Below are 19,913 nucleotides of genomic sequence, written 5' to 3'. Positions count from 1 at the left end.
GCAGGTACTCTGCGCGAGATGGCGGATGACCTGTCTGACATGGGAGGCCCGTAGTGCCGACCACCGGTCCATTCACGAAGAGCACGAGCTGTCCCTGATCGCGACCGAGTTCGACGAGGGGACGGCACGCGACACCGGGCTCAGACCCGAGGCCGGGCTGTCTCCGTGCAACCCGTTGTGGGGATCTTCGGTGAATGCTTCGGGAAAGCCGACCTGCTCAGCGGATTCCGGTTCATGCGTGACGCGGTGCGAGGTTCTTTCGCCGACTGGGCCGAAACACCGGGGACGGCGCCTCGCCGGCCCTTCAAGCTCGGCCGGACATCCCGTCAGGAGACGACCCTGTTCGAGGTGGACCTCGTCCTGGGGCACGACGACCCCGTCCGCTACACCTGCGGCTTCGAGCTTTCGGACGAGCGAGTGGAGGCGGAGCGGCCGCACGCCCGCCTCCACGGTCGACGTGACGTCTGTTCGCCGGAGCCGGCCACTGTGGCGGGCAGGGGAGCCGGGTTCCCGGGTGCCCATGTTTCGGCTACACGGATCTCTTTTTCCAGTGATTCTCCCGCTCCGAATATTTCACTTCGTCCTCTCTGTGAAATGTGACGTAATTCAGCTCTTCGAGCTCGCGTAGAAGGGTATCGGCTCGCCTTCTCCGAGGCGCATCCTCCATTCGGGAGATTCTGCCGGTCGAAAATCATCCTGACCGCCCTATCAGGGCGGTCTTCTATCCCGAAGTCGCCCGATAGGCCGTCGGCGGCGGCGGACCGGGAGGTCTGGTGGGTGGGCTGTGAACCCGCGAGGAGGCGAGCTCGTCGGCTCGCCTGATGGGGCGACCTGCGACACGGTCACCATGGACCGCAACGAGCGAGGGTTCGGATGGCGATCGGTCTGTCATAAAGCCGGTGGTAGGGCGGCGCGAACCACGGAATATGGGCTGAAACCGCCGCCGCCGGGCCGGTAACCGGAGCGTCCGGAAATTCGTGATGATACGCCGATTGGAGAATTAGAGTGAGCCCTTTAAGTGCACGGTTCGTGAGAGTGTTTAACGGAAAGTAGTTTCATGGGGGGTCTAGCGCGAACCGTCCGTTTAATCGTTTACTCCGAATGTGTCCACCGGCTGGAAAGTTTGGTCCACCCGAAAGGAGTGAATAGTGCATCAAAGGTATGAGGGAAGGCGTTCTCGGTGGCGGGGGCTGATCGCTCTGCTGATCGGCGCGGTCGCCGTGTTCGGGACAGGGGCGTCGCCCGCCGGCGCCTCCGTCCCGGGAGCCTCTGTCCCGGGCGTCTCGACGGCGGCACTACGCAACTTCGACGCGGTCACCACGGTCAACCAGAAGAACGTGTGGAAGCACCTGGCACTGGTCGGCAGCCAATACGTGATCTTCAATGACGGAGGGGTCATCGAGGGGCCTGCAAGCATCCAGGCGAAATGGCCGTTCCTGCCTGAGCAGTTCACCCACGACGTCGACTCGGCGGGTATCTCGTTCAGCGGCCCTGGCTTCCGTTGGCGGCACACCTGGACTAAGGGCAACCAGGCGATCGTTTTCGAGGACAGCGGCATCGTCGCCGGTCCGACGGTGATACCGTCCCCGTACGACGGTCTTAGTGACTACAATGTCCCGAACACTCCGACGATTTATCATCTGGCGGTTCGCGGGGAGGCTTACGTGTCCTTCCAGGGATACGACTACCAGGCTCCGCTGCGACCGTTGTCGGACTTCTCGTTCCTGCCCGAACGCTTCAAGCGTGATCTCGACGACGTATCGATCGAAATCGAGGGCGCCACAACGAAGTACAGTTTCTACAAGGGTAACGAACGGATCATCTTCGACCAGCGGGGAAGAATCATCGAACTCGTCGGTCTTGATGCCAAGTGGCCGTTCCTGAACTACTGGCGATCCACCGTCTGACCGTTCTCCGTATGAATTGTCCGTGAGCGGGCGGCCCGGCCACCTGGCCGGGCCGTTTGGCTGGGAACGGCGAGGGGATCTTCACGGTTCCTGACGCGCTTGAACCGTTGAAATGGCAGTGAACGCTTTTCGCCCTCAAGTCGCTGTGTAAATCGGTGATCCTGCAGAACGGCGATGGCCTTTGCGCGGGCGGCCGGTCTTGGACGGGCGGCGTCGTGGTCTCCGGGGAATTCTCCGACTCTCAGCGGGTGTTCGAGAACTGATCGACGGCCTCGTCAGACCCATTCGAGTGGTCGTGGTTCAGAGCGCTGAGCGGGACGACCTCGGACGGTCCGTCGCGGCAGCGTGCTGATCGCCGCCCACCGGATCATCGCCGCGCCGGTCGGCGGGTGGCGCTCGTAGTCGGCCCGCGTCCGCCGGGAAGACCAGGCTTACCCTCTCGGGAAGTACATCGCGCGGACGATCGGGGAAATCGGTCGTTTTCTGGACGTATCCAATATCGGTTTGATGGCCGACGCGCGGAGGAAACGGTGGCGCCTACCTTTCCGTCATCGGCCGTCCTGACGGGGCGGCCGTTCCGACGGGGAAGGACGGACATCACATGGACAACGAACCCAGGCGGTACGGCACCTTAGGGCGGGCACCGGGGACGGGAGGGCGGGCCGTACGGGGTGGTCTGGCCGTCGCGGTCGGCCTGCTGGCCCTTCTCGTCCCGCTGACCCCGGCCTCCGCCTCCGGCGGCGCCCCGGTGCCCGCCACCCTCGGTGACGGCGTTCCTCCGGCGGCCGCCGTACCCGGTTCCGGCACTCCCGAGCCTTCCGCTCCCGGTGCGGGCGCCCTCCCGACAGCCGCCGCGCCGGGTTCCGGCACCACTCCGGCGCCCTCCGGTTCCGGCGCCCCGGTGCCCGAAAACTCCAAGGCCTCCGGGGACGTTCCGGTTACGGCGGCACGGCTGCCCGCGCCGACCGGGCCGCATCCGGTCGGCACCGTCTCCCTCTACCTGAAGGACACCTCCCGGCCCGACCCGTGGGTTCCGTCCGTGAAGGTCAGGGAGCTGATGGTCTCCCTGTGGTACCCGGCGGCGTCGAGGCACGGACGGCGGGCGCCGTACATGACGCCGCAGGAGTCGGAGGCCCTGCTCAAGGGGGAGGGGCTCACCGACCTGCCGCCCGGTGTCCTCGCCGAGACGCGGACCAACGCCGTTCTCGGGGCCCGGCCGGCGGGGCGTGGGCACGGGCTGCCGCTGGTGGTGCTCTCCCCGGGCTTCATCAGGTCGCGCAAGACCCTCACGGGCCTGGCCGAGGAGCTGGCGAGCCGGGGATACGTGGTGGCCGGGATCGACCACACCTACGAGAGCCGGGGTACGAGCTTCCCCGACGGGCGGCTCGCCACCTGTGTCGCGTGCGAGGTCGACCACGAGGAGGGCTTCGGGGAGAAGGCCGTGGCCGTACGGGCGGCCGACGTCTCCTTCGTGCTCGACGAACTGACCGGTCCCCGTCCGAAGTGGGCGGGCGCCTCCCTGATCGACCCCGGCAGGATCGCGATGGCGGGCCACTCGCTGGGCGGCGCGAGCTCCCTGGCGGCGATGCTGAAGGACGGCCGGGTGAGGGCCGGGATCGACATGGACGGCACCACCTACGCCCCGATCCCGCAGGAGGGGATCGCGCGGCCGTTCATGTTCCTGGCCTCGCCGGAACACACCCCGGGAGGCGCGAGCCCGGCGTGGGACCGCGACTGGGGGCTCATGACCGGCTGGAAGCGCTGGCTCACGGTGGCCGGGGCCCAGCACTCCTCCTTCACCGACCTCATCTCGCTGGCCGACCAGCTCGGCGTCCCGCACGAGGGCGAGCTGTCGGGTGACCGCTCCATGAAGATCACCCGGGACTACGTCCTCGCCTTCTTCGACCGGCACCTGCGTGGCAGGTCACGGCCCCTGCTGGACGGGCCCTCCGCCCACTATCCCGAGGTCGGGCACTGCTCCCCGCCCCGGAACACCTGCTCCTAGGGTCCGGAGCCTCCCAGGGTCCGGAGCCGACGTTCCGGCCGCCCGGACGGGCCTGCCGGTCCCGGGCCCTTCTAGGGTCTGGGGCCGAGCAGGTCCCAGCGGTTGCCCGCGATGTCGAGGAAGACGGCGATCCGGCCGTACGGCTCAGCGCGCGGTGCGGTGACGAACTCGACACCGGCGGCCGTCATCCGCCGGTAGGCGGCGTCGAAGTCGTCGACCCGCAGGAAGAAGCCCACCCGTCCCGCCACCTGGTTCCCGACGGCCGTCGCCTGGTGGTCTCCGTCCGCGCGGGCGAGGAGGACGCCCGTCTCCGCGCCCGGCGGACGGACGACGACCCACCGTTTCCTGCGGCCGTCGTTCGTCAGGGACGGCGAGTCCTCGGCCAGCTCGAACCCGAGCACCCCGACGAAGAACTCGATGGCCGGGTCGTAGTCGTCAACCACGATCGTGAACAGATCGATTCGCACGCCCCCGATCGTAGGGGCGCCAGAAGGGCTTGGCCGAGGCGAGGGACGCGTATGGTCGCCACGGAAACGGCGGTCCCGGTCTGAGTCGCGTTGACCATGGCGAAAGTGGAGATTCGCGGAGAAATCCTTCAGTATCCCCGGTGTGATCTGGAACGTTGAGGAGTTCGTGGGCGCCGCGGGTGTGACCGTCGAGCGGTTGGCGGCCTATGTGGACGGCAGCCAGCGAGGGCTGTCCCCGGTCGTCGGGCGGCGTCCGCGGGGGGAACTGGCCGAGCGGCTCGGGCTGGCGCGGTGGATACGCGAGGGCGGGATGACGCCGGAGACGTACGCCGAGTTCCTGGCGGTCTACCTCGACGAGGGGACCAGGTTCCACCATCCCGGCCACCTGGGTCACCAGATCGCCGCGCCCGACTTCCCCGCCGCGCTCGCCGACCTCGTGCACGGCGCCGCCAACAACCCGATGGCGGTCTACGAGATGGGCGCGGCGGCGGCGACCGTCGAGTTCGAGGTCGTGCGCTGGATGCTGGACAAGGCCGGGTACGGTCCGGCGGGCGGGGGTGTGCTCACCCACGGGGGGTCGCTGGCCAACCTCACCGCCCTGCTGGCCGCGCGGGCGGCGGCCGTACCCGAGGCGTGGGAGGACGGGGTTCCCGGAGACCTGGCGTTGCTGGTGCCCGAGTCGGCGCACTACTCGCTCACCAGGGCCGCGGCGATCCTCGGGCTGGGCGAGCGGGCCGTCGTGCCGCTGGACACCGACCCCCTCGGCCGGATCGACGTGGCGCGGCTGCCGGAGGCCCTCGACCGGGTACGGCGGGCGGGGCGGCGGCCGATGGCGCTGGTCGCGGCGGCCTGCGCGACCGGGACCGGTCTGTACGACGACCTGCGGCCGATCGGGGAGTTCTGCGCCGCCAACGGCCTGTGGTTCCACGTGGACGGCGCCCACGGGGCCTCGGCGCTGCTGTCGGAGGGGTACCGGCACCTGCTCGACGGGGTCGAACTGGCCGACTCGCTCACCTGGGACGCGCACAAGATGCTGCGTACCTCAAGTCTCGCGGCGGCCGTGCTGGTCAGGAGGGGAGGCGCCCTGGACGCGGCCTTCAGGCAGCGGGCGAGCTACCTGTTCTACGGTGACCAGGGCTTCGACTCGATCGGCAGGACCGTCGAGTGCAGCAAGGCCGAGCTCGGTCTGAAGATCTTCCTCAATTTGGCCTGGCGGGGGGAGCGGGGCCTGGGCGAGTACGTGGCGGGGCGGTACGCCACCGCGCGTCGTCTGTGGGAGCTGGCCCGGGAGCGGCCCGGGTTCGCGCTGCCGTACGAGCCGGAGAGCAACATCGTCTGTTTCCGGTACGGCACCGGCGACCAGGCGGCGATCCGGGAGTCGTTGACGGCGGACGGAGCCTTCCATCTGACCTCCGCCGAGATCGGTGGGATCCGTCACCTGCGGGCCAGTGTGATGGCCCCGGCCACCGACGACAAGACGCTGCACGCGCTGCTCGACAGGATCGCCGAGCCGGGGTGAGACGGGGACGGACCACCGCGCCGCCGTGCCGGTGAGGCGACGGCGGCGCGGGGAGTCCGTCAGATGGTGACGCAGATGTTGTCGGTGATGGGCTGGTTGTTCTCGTTGTAGAACTTCGCGCACCACAGGTGGTCCGGCCAGGCGATCACCCAGGGGTAGGAGTTGTACGGCTCGCCCCAGCCCCAGCTCTTGGTGGGGCTGTCGTCCGACCAGCCGTAGGGGCCGAAGAGGTTGAAGTGTCCGTACTTGGAGCCGGCGGCGCTCCAGGCCTGCACGTGGTTGACCTGGCAGTTGCTGCCGTAGACCACGTAGTAGACCCTGATGGTGATGCCGTCGCCGGTCTCGGCCTTGCTGCCGGGGCAGCTGACCAGTGCCTTGCTGGACTGCGCGGCCTGGGCCGTGGAGGGAACGGACAGGAGCGTGAGGCCGGCGAGAACGGCCAGCACGGTGAGGAAGAGCTTGCGCATGGAGCCTCTTTCCTTGGCCGGTTACGGTTTGATGTTCATCAAACTACTTTTCTCCGGGGTTTTTCCACGAGCGGATAAAGCGCCAAAAATCATGGCTTTCCTGCCAAATGCGCCGGGAGGGAGCAGGGGATCCGTCCTGATCGTCTGATATAGCGTCGAGGCCATGACCGAACTCGACAGCCGCCTGCGCGCGGTGTGCGACCTGTCCCTCTCGGAGATCCGGGAGATGGCGGGCAGACACGAGTACGACGGCCGGATCCAGGACCTCTCCCCCGAGGGGGTGCGCGCGGGGCTGGCCGCGCTCGGCGGGGGAGAACCGCCCGCCGACCCCCACGACGCGGCGCACCTGCGGATCTTCGAGGAGGACGCCCGGGTCAGGTACGGCGAGCTGGAGCTGCACCGGAGCAGCCCGCTCCCGCACCTGGGGAACCTCGACCTGGCGACCTACGACCGCGAGTACGCCCCCGAGGCGGAGCGGGCCGCCGCCCGGAACGCCCACCTCGCCCGGTGGCCCGAGGCCGTCGAGCACGCGATCGCCTCCCTCGACCGGCTCAGCGCCCCCGTCGCGACCGCGCTGCTCGGCGCCGCGCGCGGCCTGGCCGCCGGGGTGCCCGCAGACGCCGACGCCTCCGTGCGCGAGGCCGCGCTCAAGGCCCACGCCCGCTTCGTCGAGCACGTGGAGGAGGCCGCCCGCTCCGGCGACCCCGACGCCTCCCTCGGCGCGGCCGGGCTGGCCCGGCTGATGGGGGCGGGTGACGGCCTCCCGGTCGATCTCGGCGCGCTGGCCGTACGGGCCGACGCCGAGCGTGACCGGCTGCTGGCCAGGCTGGCCGATTCCTGCGAGCGCCTCGGGCAGGGTGGCAGGCCCCCGCTCGACGTCGCCCGTGAACTGGTCAAGGACCACCCCGGGGTCGACGGCGTGATCGAGGCCGCCAGGGCCGGCACCGAGCGGGCCATCGCCTTCACCAGGGAGAAGGACCTGGTGCCCTACCACGACGGCGAGTGTCTGGTCGGGATCGCGCCGGAGTCGCGCAGATGGGCGATGGCGATGATGAGCTGGGCGGCGCCCGGCGAACCCGAGGCCCCCTCGTGGTACCACGTCACCCCGCCCGACCCGTCGTGGCCGGAACGCGACATCGAGGAGTGGCTTGAGGTCTTCAGCGCCACCACGCTTCCCGCGATCAACGTGCACGAGGTCGCCCCCGGGCACTTCTCCCACAGCCGTGCTCTGCGGCGCGCCCCCTCACCGGTGCGCCGTACGCTCATGTCGCTGGCCTTCGCCGAGGGCTGGGCGCACTACGCGGAGGAACTGTGCGTCGAGGAGGGCTTCGCCCCCGAGGACCCGCGCTTCGAGATCGGCGTCTGGCTTGAGGCGCTGATCAGGGTGACCCGGCTGGCCTGCGCGATCGGCGTTCACAGCGGCGCGATGACCGTCCAGGAGGGGGCCAGGCGCTTCGAGGCCGACACCCACCTCGCGGGGCCCGCCGCGCTCTCCGAGGCGGCCAGGGCCACCTTCGACCCGACCTACGGCCGTTACACGTGGGGCAAGCTGGAGATCCTCGACCTGCGTTCACGGGCCAGGGCGGAGTGGGGCGCGGGGTTCACCCTCAAGCGCTTCCACACCGCGATGCTCGACCTCGGCTCCCCGCCCCTCGGCCTTCTCGGCGCCGCCCTCGTCCAGCCGTCCGCTCAGCCGTCCACATAGGCGGAAACCCAGGCGCGTCCGGGGGGAACGACTCGTGAGTAAGCGTGCGGACGAGCGCCGATAGACTGACAGGACCGCTGTGTTTTCTTTGGGGGTCTTGTGTCTGAGTTCGACACGGTCCTCGTCGTCGACTTCGGCGCGCAGTACGCGCAGCTGATCGCGCGACGAGTGCGTGAATGCCACGTCTACTCCGAGATCGTCCCCTCGACGATGCCGGTCGAGGAGATGATGGCCAGGAATCCCAAGGCCATCATCCTGTCCGGAGGCCCCTCCTCGGTCTACGCCGAGGGCGCCCCGGCCGCCCCCGTGGGCCTGTTCGAGACCGGGGTGCCCACCTTCGGCATCTGCTACGGCTTCCAGGCCATGGCCCAGGCGCTCGGCGGCCAGGTGGCCAAGACCGGCGTCGCCGAGTACGGCGGGACGCGGCTCGACGTGGTCAGCGAGGGCGTGCTCTTCGCCGGGCTGCCCGTCGCCCAGTCGGTCTGGATGTCCCACGGTGACAGCGTCGCCGCCGCCCCCGAGGGCTTCCTGGTCACCGCCACGACGGCCGAGACCCCGGTCGCCGCCTTCGAGAACCCCGGCCGCGGCCTGTACGGCGTGCAGTTCCACCCCGAGGTCCTGCACAGCGACCACGGCCAGGCCGTGCTGAAGCACTTCCTCGACGCGGCGGGCTGCCGTCCCGCGTGGACGATGCTCAACATCGTCGAGGACGCCGTGGAGGCCATCCGCGCCCAGATCGGCCCCGAGGGCCGCGCGATCTGCGGCCTGTCCGGCGGCGTCGACTCCGCGGTGGCGGCGGCGATGGTGCAGCGGGCCATCGGCGACCGGCTGACCTGCGTCTTCGTCGACCACGGCCTGCTGCGTCAGGGCGAGGCCGAGCAGGTCGAGCGCGACTTCGTCGACGTGACCGGGGTCAAGCTCAGGGTGGTCGACGCCCAGGAGCGCTTCCTGAAGGCCCTCGACGGCGTGACCGACCCCGAGGAGAAGCGCAAGATCATCGGGCGCGAGTTCATCCGGGTCTTCGAGGACGAGCAGCGCGCCATCCTCGCCGACGGGCCGGTCGAGTTCCTCGTCCAGGGCACCCTCTACCCCGACGTGGTCGAGTCCGGCGGCGGCACCGGCACCGCCAACATCAAGTCGCACCACAACGTGGGCGGCCTGCCGGACGACCTGCGGTTCACGCTGGTCGAGCCGCTGCGCGCGCTGTTCAAGGACGAGGTCCGCCGCGCGGGCGAGGAGCTCGGGCTGCCGTCCGCGATGGTCTGGCGCCAGCCGTTCCCCGGCCCCGGCCTGGGCATCCGCATCGTCGGCGCGGTCACCCGCGAGCGCCTGGAGATCCTGCGCGAGGCCGACGTCATCGCCCGTGAGGAGCTGTCCAGGGCCGGTCTCGACCGGGACATCTGGCAGTGCCCGGTCGTGCTGCTCGCCGACGTCCGCTCGGTCGGCGTCCAGGGCGACGGCCGCACCTACGGTCACCCGATCGTGCTGCGCCCGGTCTCCAGCGAGGACGCCATGACGGCCGACTGGTCCCGCCTTCCCTACGAGGTGCTGGCCCGCATCTCCACCCGGATCACCAACGAGGTCCGCGAGGTCAACCGGGTCGTCCTCGACGTGACGAGCAAGCCCCCGGGCACCATCGAGTGGGAATAGGACACGACGGCACGGCCCCGGAGAGAACCTCTCCGGGGCCGTGCCGTTTCTCCGGCCCTCACCGCTCGCGGCGGAGGGCGACGTACTGCAGGGCGGCGAAGCCGCCGACGACGAGGGCCTGGGCGACCACCCAGACGGCCCCGAGGGTCGTCGTGCCCAGCCCGCCGAGCGCCAGTTCGGCGACGCTCGCCACGGCCCACACGGCGTTCAGGGCGACGACCGCGGCCACGGCGCCCCGGTTGACGGTCCTGGGCACGGCCAGCAGCCAGACCGCGACGCCGTACACCAGGAGGAAGACGCCGACGCCACGCTGGAGGGGTACGGCCAGGCCGAGCAGGTCGTTGATGGGGTCCGCGAGCAGCAGGTAGGCCAGGCCGTTGACGCCGGTGACGACGGCGTCGAGCCTCAGGGCCAGGCGCAGGAGGGGGGCGGTGACGGCGGTGGTGGTCATGGCGGGGCCTTTCCAGGGTTTTTCGGATTCCGCGAAGGCTTTCCGGGGTTTTTCTGTGCGCTTTCCGGGAGCTCCCCGGAGTTTTCCGGGGGATTGGGGAGCGGGCCCGGGACGGCGCCGCGGGGGCCGTCCCGGAAGGGCCGGAAGCGGTCAGGCGGGGACCTGGTCGAGGAAGCCGTGCACGGTCCTGATCCGGCCGTCCTCGGTCAGCGTCGCGACGTCGAAGCCGACCACGATCGCCTCGCCGCCCTCAGGGCCGAGCCTCCAGGTGAAGCGGGCCAGGTCGTGGTGGGCGTCGACGTCGTCGCCCGGGGTGAAGACCAGGCCGGGGAACTGCTGCTGGACGGCGGCGATGGTCGCGTCGATCGCGTCACGCCCGGTGACGTCCACCAGGGGGTCCACGTAGCGGGCGTCCTCGGTCCAGACGGCGTCGATCTCCGCGCGCCGTTCGGCGGCGTCGGTGATGTTCCAGATGGCCAGGTAGCGCTCGACCAGCTTGGCTGCGGCGGTCATGTCGATCTCTCCTCGTCGCTCACGTGCTTCGTTCTCGCAGGTCACAACGTTACGGAGCGGTACGGAACGGGGAATCCGTCATCGACCGGTACTTCTGACGCTCTCTATCGGTCAACCTGGGAGTGTCCTGTGGATGGAGGACCCCGACGGGGCTCGGTCCTGTTTCAGAGGGAATGAGGGGGTAACTTGGGGCGAATGTCTCCCCCGGCCCTTCCTCCGACGTCTCCGCTGCCCGCGACCGGCGAACGCCTGGCCTGGCTGGACGCGCTTCGCGGCGTCGGCGCGGTCGCGGTGCTGCTCGAACACCTGCTGCCGTGGTTCATGCCGGCGCTGCGGCCCTACTGGTTCAACCTCGGGATGTACGGCGTCCTGGTGTTCTTCCTGGTCAGCGGCTACATCATCCCGGTCTCCCTGGAGAGGCGGGGGGACGTGCGGGCCTTCTGGATCAGCAGGGCGTTCCGGCTCTACCCGATCTACCTGCTGGTCGTCGGGCTCGTCCTGGCCATGGGGTTCTGGATCCCGGTCCGTGAGCAGGTGCCGCGCGACCTGTCGGCCGTGGCGGGGCACGTCACGATGCTGCAGGACGTCCTGCACATGGGCGGCCTGGCCGACACCATGTGGACGCTCTCCTACGAGATGGTCTTCTACCTGCTGGTGACCGCGCTGTTCGTGCGGGGCCTGCATCTCAGGAGCGGGCTCTTCGCCGTTCTCTTCGGCGTCATGGGGGTCGGGGCGGGGCTGGTGCTGTCCGCGCCGCTGCTCGGGGGCCCCTGGCCCGCCTACGTCGCCGGGGTGCTGTTCTGCGTGGGCATGGTGTGCGTGGTCGGTGGCCGGTTCCGTACGGCCGCCGCCTGTGCGCTCGGCGTGATGGCCGTCGTGCTGACGCTCTTCTCGGGGTTCGTCCCGTGGCTGGGGGCGACGATCCTGGCGGTGATGTTCACCGGGACCGCGATCCGCCGCTGGGAGCAGGGCGTGGGCGGGCCGCTCCCGGTGGCCGCCGCGACCGTGCTCGTGGCGCTCGCCCCGGTGTGGTCGATCCAGGCGGGCTGGTGGTGGGTCCAGCCCGGTGTGTGGATCACCACGCTCGTGCTGGCGGGGGCGACGTTCGCCGGGGCCATGGCCCTGCGCGGACGCCGCCTGCCACGGCCCGTCGTCTGGCTCGGGCTGATCAGCTACTCGCTCTACCTGCTGCACCACCCGCTGCTGAAGCTCGTCTCCGCCGTTCTCGGCGACGTACGGGCCATGCCGCAGGCGGTGCAGCTGTCGGTCTCGACGGCCTGTGTCGCCGTCGTGGTCGGGCTGAGCTGGCTGACCTACCGCTACGTCGAGCTACCGATGCAGCGGTTCGGCCGGAGACTGGCTCACATGCCGTCCTCGGGGGAGGACGCCTCGGGGCCGGGGGAGTCGGGCGTCTCGGAGGCCAGGTCGTCGTCCTTCTCCGAGCCGACCGGGTAGATGTCGCCGGCCTTCAGGTCCTTCGCGCCGCGCAGCGAGGAGACCGAGACGACGTGGTAGCCCTGCTTCTGCAGGGCCGCGATCAGCTTGGGCATCACCTTGACGGTCTGCTCGACCCAGTCGTGCATGAGGATGACCCCGTCACGCTTGGCGTTCTTGAGCACCTCGTCGTAGATGGCCTTCTCGTTCCTGGTCGCCCAGTCGCGGGAGCCGCCGTTCCACAGCACGATCGGCAGGCGCATCTCCTCGGCGATCGCCCGGACCCTCTCGTCCAGCTCGCCGTACGGCGGGCGCAGCAGGGTGGGGGCCTTGCCGGTGGCCTGCTTGACGATGTCCTGGGTCCGGGTCAGCTCCTCGCGGATCTTCTCCTCGCTCAGCTCGCGCAGGTGGGGGTGGGTGTAGCTGTGGTTGCCGAGTTCGTGGCCCTCGACGGCCATCCGCTTGGCGAAGGCCTTGCGGGACTTCGCGTACTGACCCTCAAGGAAGAAGGTGGCCTTGGAGTTGGTCTTCTTGAGGGTGTCGAGCAGCTTGTCGGCGTACTTGCCGGGGCCGTCGTCGAACGTCAGCGCGATGCACTTGACCTTCGCGCAGTCCACCGGGGGTGCCTTTTCCGCTTTCGGTTTGTTCGCGCTCCATGCCGCGGTGGGCGAGGACAGCAGGGCCGCGGTGCACGCGGCGGCCAGGAGCAGTCGGACGGGAGACTTCATGAGGGTGAGCTTCCGGGTCGAGTGACTTCTGGGAAGCAAACAGCCTATCGAGGCCTGTCAACGCCATTGAGGGGCATGTGTCACGATGTCCTGTGAAAAGCGGATAGCGCTGGTTTCCGTACCGCCGGGGTCGTGACCGGTTGGGTGGAGGCGGCACGGTATGCCACGGCCGGTCAAGAACCAGTATGGAGATCCTCTCTTGGCGTCAGAGTGTGACTCTCCGGTCGCTCCGGGTGGCCATCCTGGTAGGCATGAGGGCCTATTCGTTGAACGATGTGCACGCGACCCGGAAGCGAAAAGACTCCTGGTGGACTGTCTTCCTGGTCGACCCGGTGGCGTGCAGGCTCACGCTCGCCGTCGCCAACCGCACAGACGTCACGCCGAACGGGCTCACCCGTCTGTCGCTGCTCCTCGGGTTGGGGTCGGCGGTCTGTTTCGCGTTGGGACAGGTCGTGGCGGGGGCCGTGCTGTTCTACGTGAGCTTCATGGTCGACTGTATGGACGGGAAGATCGCCCGTCTCAAGGGGACGGGGACCCCGTTCGGGCTCTGGCTCGACTACGTGGGCGACCGCATCAGGGTGGTCTGTTGTGCCACGGGCCTGGCGTTCGGTCAGTACGCCGCGTCGGGGGACGTCTCGTTCGTCCTGCTCGGCGCCGGGGTCGCGGTGCTCGACCTGTTCAGATATGTGAACGCTCCGCAGATGAGGCGGGTGCGTGAGGCGGTCAAGGAGAACCGGGCGGAACAGCCGCAGAAGGACCGTGCCGCCGCCTACCGGCCACCGAAACCGCCAAGCCTGCGGCGCAGGATCGGCCGGCTTCTCATCAAGCACCGGGTGCGCACCCACCTGATCAGCGGGATCGAGTTCCACGCCGCGGTCTTCGTGGCCGGCCCGCTGCTCAGCGCGCTGGCCGGGCCCGCGGTCCTCATACCCGTCACGGCCGTCGCGGGATCGCTGCTGCTGCTGAACGAGATCGTGCTGATCTACCGAATGTGGCGGTTCACCCGGTCGACGCCTTTCGTCCCGCGCCCGGAGAACACGCAGCGCGTACCTGTTTGATCATCTTTTTCGGGGGTTCGTTGTCATGCAGTCCGATCGACCGATCTTCGTGATCGGATGTCCTCGTTCCGGCACCACCATGCTGCAGCTCATGCTGCACTCCCACCCGCGCATCGCGGTGCCGCCGGAGACCCGTTTCGTCGTGCCCGCCTACTACCGCAGGCTGGCCTTCGGGAACCTGCGTGAGCAGGTCAACCGGCGCAGGCTGGCCCGGTGGATCGTCGGCGACAAGGACACCAAGTTCAAGGAGCTCAGGCTCGACGGGGACAAGCTGGTCGAGGACATCGTCATGGGACCGCCCACGCTGGGCTCCGCGCTGGGCATCGCCTTCCGCTCCTACGCCGAGCAGTACGGCAAGTCCCGCTGGGGCGACAAGCGGCCCAGCTACTTCCACCACGTGGACCTGCTGCTGAGGCTGTTCCCCGACGCGCAGTTCGTCCACCTGATCAGGGACGGCCGGGACTGCGTCGCCTCGCTGAAGGAGATGCCCTGGTACACCAAGGACGTCTTCCACGCGGTGACCAACTGGGCCGAGGCCATCGACTACGGCCGCAGGCACGCCGGGAACCTGCCCGCCGACACCTACTACGAGCTGCGCTACGAGGACCTGACGGCCTACCCGGAGACCGAGCTGAGCAAGCTCTGCGACTTCCTGGGCGAGGAGTACGACCCGGCGATGAGCGAGCCGTACCACGTGGGAAGGCTGGCCATCCCGCAGCACAAGGTCTGGCACAGCAACACCCACGGCGACGTGACGACCGCCAGGACCGGGTCGTGGCGCAACAGGCTCGAACCGTGGGAGGTCTCGCTCTGCGAGACCGTGCTCGGTGAGCGGCTGACGGCCAACGGCTACGAACTGAGCGGCGCGCCCGTGGCGGGCAGGTCCCACGTGGACGCGTGCGCGAGCGTCGCGGCGAAGCGGCGCTGGGCCCGCAGGCGCAAGGGGTTCCGCGACCGGATCAACCGTCTCCGCGAGCCGGGGCCGGTGGCCGCGCAGCTCACCACCCGGCAGCTCGGCGAGCTGGCGAAGGTCTGAGCATGCAGTCGGACCGACCGATCTTCGTCGTGGGCTGTCCCCGCTCGGGGACGACTCTGCTGCAGCTCATGCTGCACTCCCACCCCCGCATCGCGATTCCCCCGGAGACCCGGTTCATGGTCGCCGCCTACCAGAGGCGGCTGCGCTTCGGCGATCTGAACGACCCGGCGCGCAGGCGCGAACTGGCCGACTGGGTGGTCGGCCGCCGGCAGTCGCGCTTCCACGAGCTGCGGCTCGACGCCGAGGAGGTGACCAGGCAGATCGTCGAGGGGCCGCCGACGCTGGGCTCCGCGCTGGGCATCGTGCTGCGCTTCTACGCGACCCAGCACGGCAAGCCTCGCTGGGGCGACAAGCGGCCCTCCTACTTCCAGAACATCGACGTGCTGCTGAGGCTGTTCCCCGACGCGCAGTTCGTCCACCTGATCAGGGACGGCCGGGACTGCGTCGCCTCGCTGAAGGAGATGCCCTGGTACAACGGGAGCGTCTACAGCGCCGTCTCCGCCTGGGCCGAGGCGGTCGACTTCGCCAGGTACGGCGCGCCGAAGCTCCCCGAGGGCAGCTACCACGAGCTGCGCTACGAGGACCTGACCGCCGCCCCCGAGGCCCAGCTGCGCAGGCTGTGCGACTTCCTGGGTGAGGACTTCGCCCCGGCGATGTGCGAACCGAGGCTGATCGCGGACGTGGCCGTACCCGCGCACAAGACGTGGCACTCCCGCACCCACGGCGAGGTGACCGCCGCGCGGACGGGCACCTGGCGTGAGCGGCTCGACCCCTGGGAGATCTCGCTGTGCGAGAGCGTCCTGGGGGACCGGCTGGAAACCTACGGCTACGAGCTCAGCGGGGCGCCCAGGACCGAGGCCTCCCGGATGGTGGCCTACGAGCGGATCGCCGCCAAACGCAAGCTGGCCCGGGTCAAACGGGTCGCCTTCGACCGTCTGGTACGGCTCCGCGAACCGAACCCGCTGGGCGCCAGGCTCACTTCGGGCCAGCTCGTGCTCGCCGGGGTCCCCATGCCGCGCAACGAACCGGCGGTGGTCAGCGAGCGGTCAGCGTAGGACCTGCTCGAACAGCGACTCCCAGCGGTCGAGGACCCGTTCCAGCCGGAAGGCCTCGACGTGGGCGCGGGCGGCGGCGCCGAGCCGCCGCCGCTCCTCGTGCGAGGCCATCAGGGTGGTCAGCGCCGCTGTGAGCGCGGGCACGTCGGCCGCGGGCGCCAGCAGCCCGGTCTCGCCGTCGAGCACCAGGGAGCGCACCCCGCCGGAGACGTCGAACGCGACCGAGGGCACGCCGTACGATGCGGCCTCGGCCAGCACCAGCGGCAGCCCCTCGTGCTCGCTGGACAGGGCGGCGATCGCCCCGTCGAGGTACTCGCGGCCCAGTTCGGCCGCGGGTACCGCACCACGGAACACCACCCGGTCGCGGACCCCGCTCTCGCGCGCGTGCGTCCTGAGCCTGCCCAGCTCGGCGCCCTCCCCGATCAGGTGCAGCTCCCAGTCGTCCCCCACCGTACGGCTCGCCTCGGCGAAGGCCGTGATCAGCCGGTCGAAGCGCTTGACGCCCTCCAGCCTGCCGACGCCGAGCACCCGGCGGCGGGCCAGCGGCGAGACCCGGGACGGCCAGCCGGGCAGCGGGTTGGGGATCGCGCAGGCGTTGGGCAGCAGCGCGTGCTCGGAGAAGGACCAGGCGTCCTCCTCGCTGAGGAAGACCGCCTTCTCCAGCCTCCCGTAGTCGCGGCCGACCGAGCGCAGGTGCCACGACCCCCGCGCGTGCTCGTAGGACCCGTGGTACTGCCCGATGGGCAGCAGCCGCCGGGGGATCACGTCCTTGAGCCGGGAGACCACTCCGGGCGAGGAGAGCACGGCGAAGCCCGGTCCTAGCGTGCGCAGCATGCCGCGGAGCCGGTGGCGTTCCCGGTGCGCGGCGGTCCAGGAGAGCCTGCCGGCGGGAAAGCGGTTGACCACGTGACGCCGATAGCCGGGTTGTTCCACGTAGCGGAACGGCCGGACGGCCCGGTGCAGGCCGAGCACGTGCACGTCGTACCCCCGCCCGGCCAGCCCCTGCGCCAGCGTGTGGGTGACCCGCTGCACGCCGCCGAGCGTGTCCGCGTCCAGACACGCGAACACCACCGTCTCGCCGCTCACCGGACCTCCTCCACCTCGGGCGCCGCCGGCCGTACGGCGGGCACGGGCACGGGCGAGAGGCCGAAGAAGGCGTCGACGACCCTGGCCGAGGCGTCCCCCCGTTCCTCGGCGCACCAGGTGGCGCGGAAACCGGCGTAACGGGCGGCGTGCTCGGCGGCGAAGGCGGCCGGGTCGGCGTCGAGGGCGCGGATCGCCCCGATCAGCTCCTCGGTCCCGGTCACGCAGGGGCCGGGGGCGATCGCGGGCAGGTCGTGGTTGACGCCCCGTTCCGCGCGCCGGTACTCCTCCCAGTCGTCGAGCAGGAAGAACATCGGCTTTCCGGTGACCGCGTAGTCGCACATCAGTGACGAGTAGTCGGTCAGCAGCGCGTCCGAGGCCAGCATCAGGTCGTTCACCTCCGGATAACCCCCCGCGAACCGCACGAAGTGCCGCAGCCGTTCGGGTACGGCGTAGCGTTCGACGGGGTGGGTGCGCAGGACGACCACCCAGTCACCGGCCAGTTCCTCGGCCATCATGGCCAGGTCGGCCCTGACCGAGGCGCCGGAGAACTTGGCCCTGTCCCGGTAGGTGGGCGCGTACAGCAGGACTTTGCGGTCGCCGGGCAGTTCGAGCCGCTCCCTGGCCCGCCGTACGGCCTCGGGGTCGCCGTTGACCAGCACGTCGCACCGGGGCGAGCCGTGCCGCAGGACCGGCCCCCGATACCCGTTGGAGGTGACGAAGATCCGTTCGAACTCGGCGCTCGGCATGACGAGGGCGTCCCAGCGGGCCACGGCCCCGCGCCAGGTCTTTCTGGGCGCCTCGAAGTCGGCACGCAGGTCGGGGGCGTCGAAGCCGACCGTCTTGACGCCCTGGCCGTGCCAGGTCTGCAGGTAGCGGGTCCCGGCGGGCTTGGGGTAGGCCAGCGGCAGGCCGTGGCTGTCCACCCAGTGCCCCGCCCTGGCCATGGTCCACAGGTAGCGCCAGCTCATCCGCCGCACCAGGCGGACGTCGGAGGGGAAGTTGCGCCGGTTCCCGGCGACCGACCAGACCATCTCGAACGGCGCCCGCCTGCGCTTCAGCTCCTCGTAGACGTAGCGGGGGTTGCCGGTGTATCCGGCGCCCACGTCCGCCTCGAACAGCACCAGGTTCTCGCGCGGCGGGACGAGCCTGATCAGCGTCCGGTAGACGCGCAGCTTCACCCGGGGGGCGCAGAGCCGCCGCACCAGCCCGGCCCGGAGCCTGCCCAGCCTGGGCGCGATCCACCGCAGTGTCCCCCTGCGACGCCAGCGCACCCGCAGGAACGCCGACTGCCCCTCCGGCCCCGCGACGATCTCGTGGCCGGGGACGGCGACCCTGACCGGTTCGGCCGCCGGATCGACGAGCAGCCGGTCGGAGGTGGCCCGGCCGTCGGCGCGGACGACGGAGATCCTCGGGTCGCGGAAGCTCTCGTGGCCGAAGCGCCCCCGGCCCGCCCTGGCCAGGTCGACGGTCGCCTCGCTCAGGTAGGAGCCGTCGTCGAGCGCGCGCGGCGCCAGCTCGACCCGGTGCCCGCCGAAGCGCGCGAACGCGCGCCAGTCCGGCGCCGTGGCCAGCACTCCGAACGGGTCGTAGGTCCTGACCCTCAGCGCCAGCCGGGAGCCGTCGCCGTGGAAGGCCGCCTCGTGCCGCAGCCTGGCGGCGCCGTAGGGCAGCTCGGCCATCCTGAGCGAGGTGATCTCCAGCTCCCCGTCCGGGACGGTGCCCCAGTAGGTGCGTCCCGCCCGCCGTACGGCGAAGCGGGGCGCGGCCCTCGGAGTGGTCAGCGACCGGGCGGCGACCACCAGCTCGTCCGCGTCCTCGTCGAGGATCAGGCGGCAGCAGACCCGCACGAGAGGATCGGCGCCGTCCATGACGCCGGGGTCGAGGCCCGCGAGATAGGGGCGGACCAGCCGGGTGAACTCCCGCGCCCAGACCGGGCCGCGCGCGGGCAGCGGGTTGAGGTAGACCGGCAGGTCGTGGCGGACGAACCGGCGCTGCCGGTCGGCGACCAGCTCGGCCAGGCCGTTGCCGCGCAGGATGTCGTCGCTCAGCCGGGCCGCCCTGATCCGGTGCCCGATGTTGTCCATCTCCTGGAGGTTCAGCGAGATGGACGGCCTGCCGTCCCCCTCGGCGGCCCGGTGCCAGAGGTAGACGACCCACGGGACGACGGCGAAGCGCCGGGCCACGCAGTACAGCTCCGTGGTGAAGACGTGGTCCTCGTAGTGGAGGTCCTCCGGAAACGGCAGCTCCCGGAGCATTGAGGTTCGGTAGATCTTGTTGGTGCTGAAGGAGTCGAGGAACATGCCCGGCTCCTCGGCGATCCCCTCGACGACTCTGCGGCGTGCGAAAAGCCCGGGATAGTAGGGCTTGATCCTGCCGTTCCACTCGTGCAGCCGGGAGATCTGCCCGGTGACGAAGTCGGCGCCGGTGCGCTCCATCTCCAGGAGCATGCTCTTGCAGGCGTGCGGGGGCAGCTCGTCGTCACTGTCGAGGAACATCGCGTACGGCGCGCGGGCGGCGGCGACCCCGTCGTTCCTCGGCGCCCCGCAGCCGCCGCTGTTGACGTCCCTGCGCAGGTAGCGCACCCGGCGGTCCTCCCGCCTGAGCGCGCGGGCGACCCTTTCCGTCCCGTCCGTGCTGCCGTCGTCGGAGATGATCACTTCGATGTTCCGCAACGACTGGGCGAGCGCGGACCGTACGGCCCTGGGCAGCCGGGCGGAGTCGTTGTAGGTGATGACGATCACACTGCACTCGGGAGCCTTGATCACAGTATGGGGCTTTCCCTGGACTGTGATCGGTATTGTCCGCTTTATGGACCTATGAATTTATTTTTGC

16 protein-coding genes are annotated in these 19,913 nt (G+C 70.0%); 9 read left to right on the top strand and 7 right to left on the bottom strand.

Going from position 1 to position 19,913, the window contains the following annotated elements:
* Positions 1 to 1,148 precede the first annotated feature (1,148 nt).
* Entirely contained in the window at positions 1,149 to 1,907 is a 759-nt protein-coding gene (locus ACFYY8_RS03350; protein WP_390036667.1) for a hypothetical protein, read from the top strand.
* Positions 1,908 to 2,508: 601 nt separating this feature from the next.
* Positions 2,509 to 3,912 (top strand): alpha/beta hydrolase, encoded by a 1,404-nt coding sequence (locus ACFYY8_RS03345; protein ID WP_390036665.1) that lies wholly within the window; start codon positions 2,509 to 2,511, stop codon positions 3,910 to 3,912.
* A 71-nt stretch (positions 3,913 to 3,983) separates the two neighbouring features.
* Here the strand turns inward: ACFYY8_RS03345 and ACFYY8_RS03340 are convergent, their stop codons facing one another.
* Positions 3,984 to 4,379: a VOC family protein gene (locus ACFYY8_RS03340; protein WP_390036663.1), complete on the bottom strand. Its 396-nt coding sequence runs from the start codon at positions 4,377 to 4,379 to the stop codon at positions 3,984 to 3,986.
* A 142-nt stretch (positions 4,380 to 4,521) separates the two neighbouring features.
* Here ACFYY8_RS03340 and ACFYY8_RS03335 point away from each other — a divergent pair, with 142 nt between their 5' ends.
* On the top strand, positions 4,522 to 5,898 hold the full coding sequence (locus ACFYY8_RS03335) for a pyridoxal phosphate-dependent decarboxylase family protein (RefSeq protein WP_390036661.1): 1,377 nt from the start codon (positions 4,522 to 4,524) through the stop codon (positions 5,896 to 5,898).
* A gap of 59 nt (positions 5,899 to 5,957) precedes the next feature.
* On the opposite strand, the gene ACFYY8_RS03330 is transcribed toward ACFYY8_RS03335, so the two are convergent.
* Positions 5,958 to 6,365, bottom strand: a complete 408-nt coding sequence (locus tag ACFYY8_RS03330; protein ID WP_390036659.1) for a hypothetical protein — start codon at positions 6,363 to 6,365, stop codon at positions 5,958 to 5,960.
* A gap of 163 nt (positions 6,366 to 6,528) precedes the next feature.
* On the opposite strand from ACFYY8_RS03330, the gene ACFYY8_RS03325 reads away from it, so the two are divergent.
* Both ACFYY8_RS03325 and guaA read left to right on the top strand, forming a co-directional pair.
* Positions 6,529 to 8,070 carry a DUF885 family protein gene (locus ACFYY8_RS03325; RefSeq protein ID WP_390036657.1) on the top strand — a complete coding sequence of 514 codons (1,542 nt, stop codon included), beginning with the start codon at positions 6,529 to 6,531 and terminating at the stop codon, positions 8,068 to 8,070.
* A gap of 99 nt (positions 8,071 to 8,169) precedes the next feature.
* Positions 8,170 to 9,720: a glutamine-hydrolyzing GMP synthase gene (gene guaA, locus ACFYY8_RS03320; RefSeq protein WP_390036655.1), complete on the top strand. Its 1,551-nt coding sequence runs from the start codon at positions 8,170 to 8,172 to the stop codon at positions 9,718 to 9,720.
* A gap of 58 nt (positions 9,721 to 9,778) precedes the next feature.
* Here the strand turns inward: guaA and ACFYY8_RS03315 are convergent, their stop codons facing one another.
* Both ACFYY8_RS03315 and ACFYY8_RS03310 read right to left on the bottom strand, forming a co-directional pair.
* The gene (locus ACFYY8_RS03315) at positions 9,779 to 10,171 is read right to left on the bottom strand and encodes a hypothetical protein (RefSeq protein ID WP_390036653.1); all 393 of its coding nucleotides are present in this window, start codon (positions 10,169 to 10,171) and stop codon (positions 9,779 to 9,781) included.
* A gap of 150 nt (positions 10,172 to 10,321) precedes the next feature.
* The gene (locus tag ACFYY8_RS03310; RefSeq protein ID WP_390036651.1) at positions 10,322 to 10,684 is read right to left on the bottom strand and encodes a nuclear transport factor 2 family protein; all 363 of its coding nucleotides are present in this window, start codon (positions 10,682 to 10,684) and stop codon (positions 10,322 to 10,324) included.
* Between the two features lie 195 nt (positions 10,685 to 10,879).
* Here ACFYY8_RS03310 and ACFYY8_RS03305 point away from each other — a divergent pair, with 195 nt between their 5' ends.
* Positions 10,880 to 12,139 (top strand): acyltransferase family protein, encoded by a 1,260-nt coding sequence (locus tag ACFYY8_RS03305; RefSeq protein WP_390036649.1) that lies wholly within the window; start codon positions 10,880 to 10,882, stop codon positions 12,137 to 12,139.
* Here the strand turns inward: ACFYY8_RS03305 and ACFYY8_RS03300 are convergent.
* A complete protein-coding gene (locus ACFYY8_RS03300; RefSeq protein ID WP_390036647.1) occupies positions 12,046 to 12,846 on the bottom strand; it encodes a polysaccharide deacetylase family protein in 801 nt (266 codons plus the stop codon). The two genes, ACFYY8_RS03305 and ACFYY8_RS03300, sit on opposite strands and share 94 nt — an antisense overlap.
* Before the next feature lie 251 nt (positions 12,847 to 13,097).
* Here ACFYY8_RS03300 and ACFYY8_RS03295 point away from each other — a divergent pair, with 251 nt between their 5' ends.
* Genes ACFYY8_RS03295 through ACFYY8_RS03285 form a run of 3 tightly spaced genes read left to right on the top strand, consistent with a single transcriptional unit; the run spans position 13,098 to position 15,995 of the window.
* On the top strand, positions 13,098 to 13,904 hold the full coding sequence (locus ACFYY8_RS03295; protein WP_390036645.1) for a CDP-alcohol phosphatidyltransferase family protein: 807 nt from the start codon (positions 13,098 to 13,100) through the stop codon (positions 13,902 to 13,904).
* A gap of 25 nt (positions 13,905 to 13,929) precedes the next feature.
* Complete coding sequence (locus ACFYY8_RS03290) at positions 13,930 to 14,940, top strand: sulfotransferase family protein (protein WP_390036643.1); 1,011 nt, start codon at positions 13,930 to 13,932, stop codon at positions 14,938 to 14,940.
* 2 nt (positions 14,941 to 14,942) lie between these two features.
* Positions 14,943 to 15,995, top strand: a complete 1,053-nt coding sequence (locus ACFYY8_RS03285; protein ID WP_390036641.1) for a sulfotransferase family protein — start codon at positions 14,943 to 14,945, stop codon at positions 15,993 to 15,995.
* Here ACFYY8_RS03285 and ACFYY8_RS03280 read toward each other — a convergent pair.
* Positions 15,987 to 17,081, bottom strand: coding sequence for a glycosyltransferase (locus ACFYY8_RS03280; protein ID WP_390036639.1), 1,095 nt, complete (start codon positions 17,079 to 17,081; stop codon positions 15,987 to 15,989). The two genes, ACFYY8_RS03285 and ACFYY8_RS03280, sit on opposite strands and share 9 nt — an antisense overlap.
* The gene (locus tag ACFYY8_RS03275; RefSeq protein WP_390036637.1) at positions 17,078 to 19,846 is read right to left on the bottom strand and encodes a CDP-glycerol glycerophosphotransferase family protein; all 2,769 of its coding nucleotides are present in this window, start codon (positions 19,844 to 19,846) and stop codon (positions 17,078 to 17,080) included. The genes ACFYY8_RS03280 and ACFYY8_RS03275 overlap by 4 nt, the downstream gene beginning before the upstream one ends.
* Positions 19,847 to 19,913: the final 67 nt, after the last annotated feature.

The sequence above is a fragment of the Streptosporangium sp. NPDC001559 genome (assembly GCF_042893955.1).
In the GTDB taxonomy this organism is placed as follows: Bacteria; Actinomycetota; Actinomycetes; order Streptosporangiales; family Streptosporangiaceae; genus Streptosporangium.
Note: the sequence above shows the minus strand (reverse complement) of the source record. Positions and strands in the feature narration are given on the sequence as shown.

Excerpts from the sequence above, each read along its gene's own strand:
- ACFYY8_RS03345 (WP_390036665.1), top strand. The coding sequence starts at position 2,509 with ATGGACAACGAACCCAGGCGGTACGGCACCTTAGGGCGGGCACCGGGG.
- ACFYY8_RS03330 (WP_390036659.1), bottom strand. The coding sequence starts at position 6,365 with ATGCGCAAGCTCTTCCTCACCGTGCTGGCCGTTCTCGCCGGCCTCACG.
- ACFYY8_RS03325 (WP_390036657.1), top strand. The coding sequence starts at position 6,529 with ATGACCGAACTCGACAGCCGCCTGCGCGCGGTGTGCGACCTGTCCCTC.
- ACFYY8_RS03315 (WP_390036653.1), bottom strand. The coding sequence starts at position 10,171 with ATGACCACCACCGCCGTCACCGCCCCCCTCCTGCGCCTGGCCCTGAGG.
- ACFYY8_RS03310 (WP_390036651.1), bottom strand. The coding sequence starts at position 10,684 with ATGACCGCCGCAGCCAAGCTGGTCGAGCGCTACCTGGCCATCTGGAAC.
- ACFYY8_RS03305 (WP_390036649.1), top strand. The coding sequence starts at position 10,880 with ATGTCTCCCCCGGCCCTTCCTCCGACGTCTCCGCTGCCCGCGACCGGC.
- ACFYY8_RS03300 (WP_390036647.1), bottom strand. The coding sequence starts at position 12,846 with ATGAAGTCTCCCGTCCGACTGCTCCTGGCCGCCGCGTGCACCGCGGCC.
- ACFYY8_RS03295 (WP_390036645.1), top strand. The coding sequence starts at position 13,098 with ATGAGGGCCTATTCGTTGAACGATGTGCACGCGACCCGGAAGCGAAAA.
- ACFYY8_RS03290 (WP_390036643.1), top strand. The coding sequence starts at position 13,930 with ATGCAGTCCGATCGACCGATCTTCGTGATCGGATGTCCTCGTTCCGGC.
- ACFYY8_RS03285 (WP_390036641.1), top strand. The coding sequence starts at position 14,943 with ATGCAGTCGGACCGACCGATCTTCGTCGTGGGCTGTCCCCGCTCGGGG.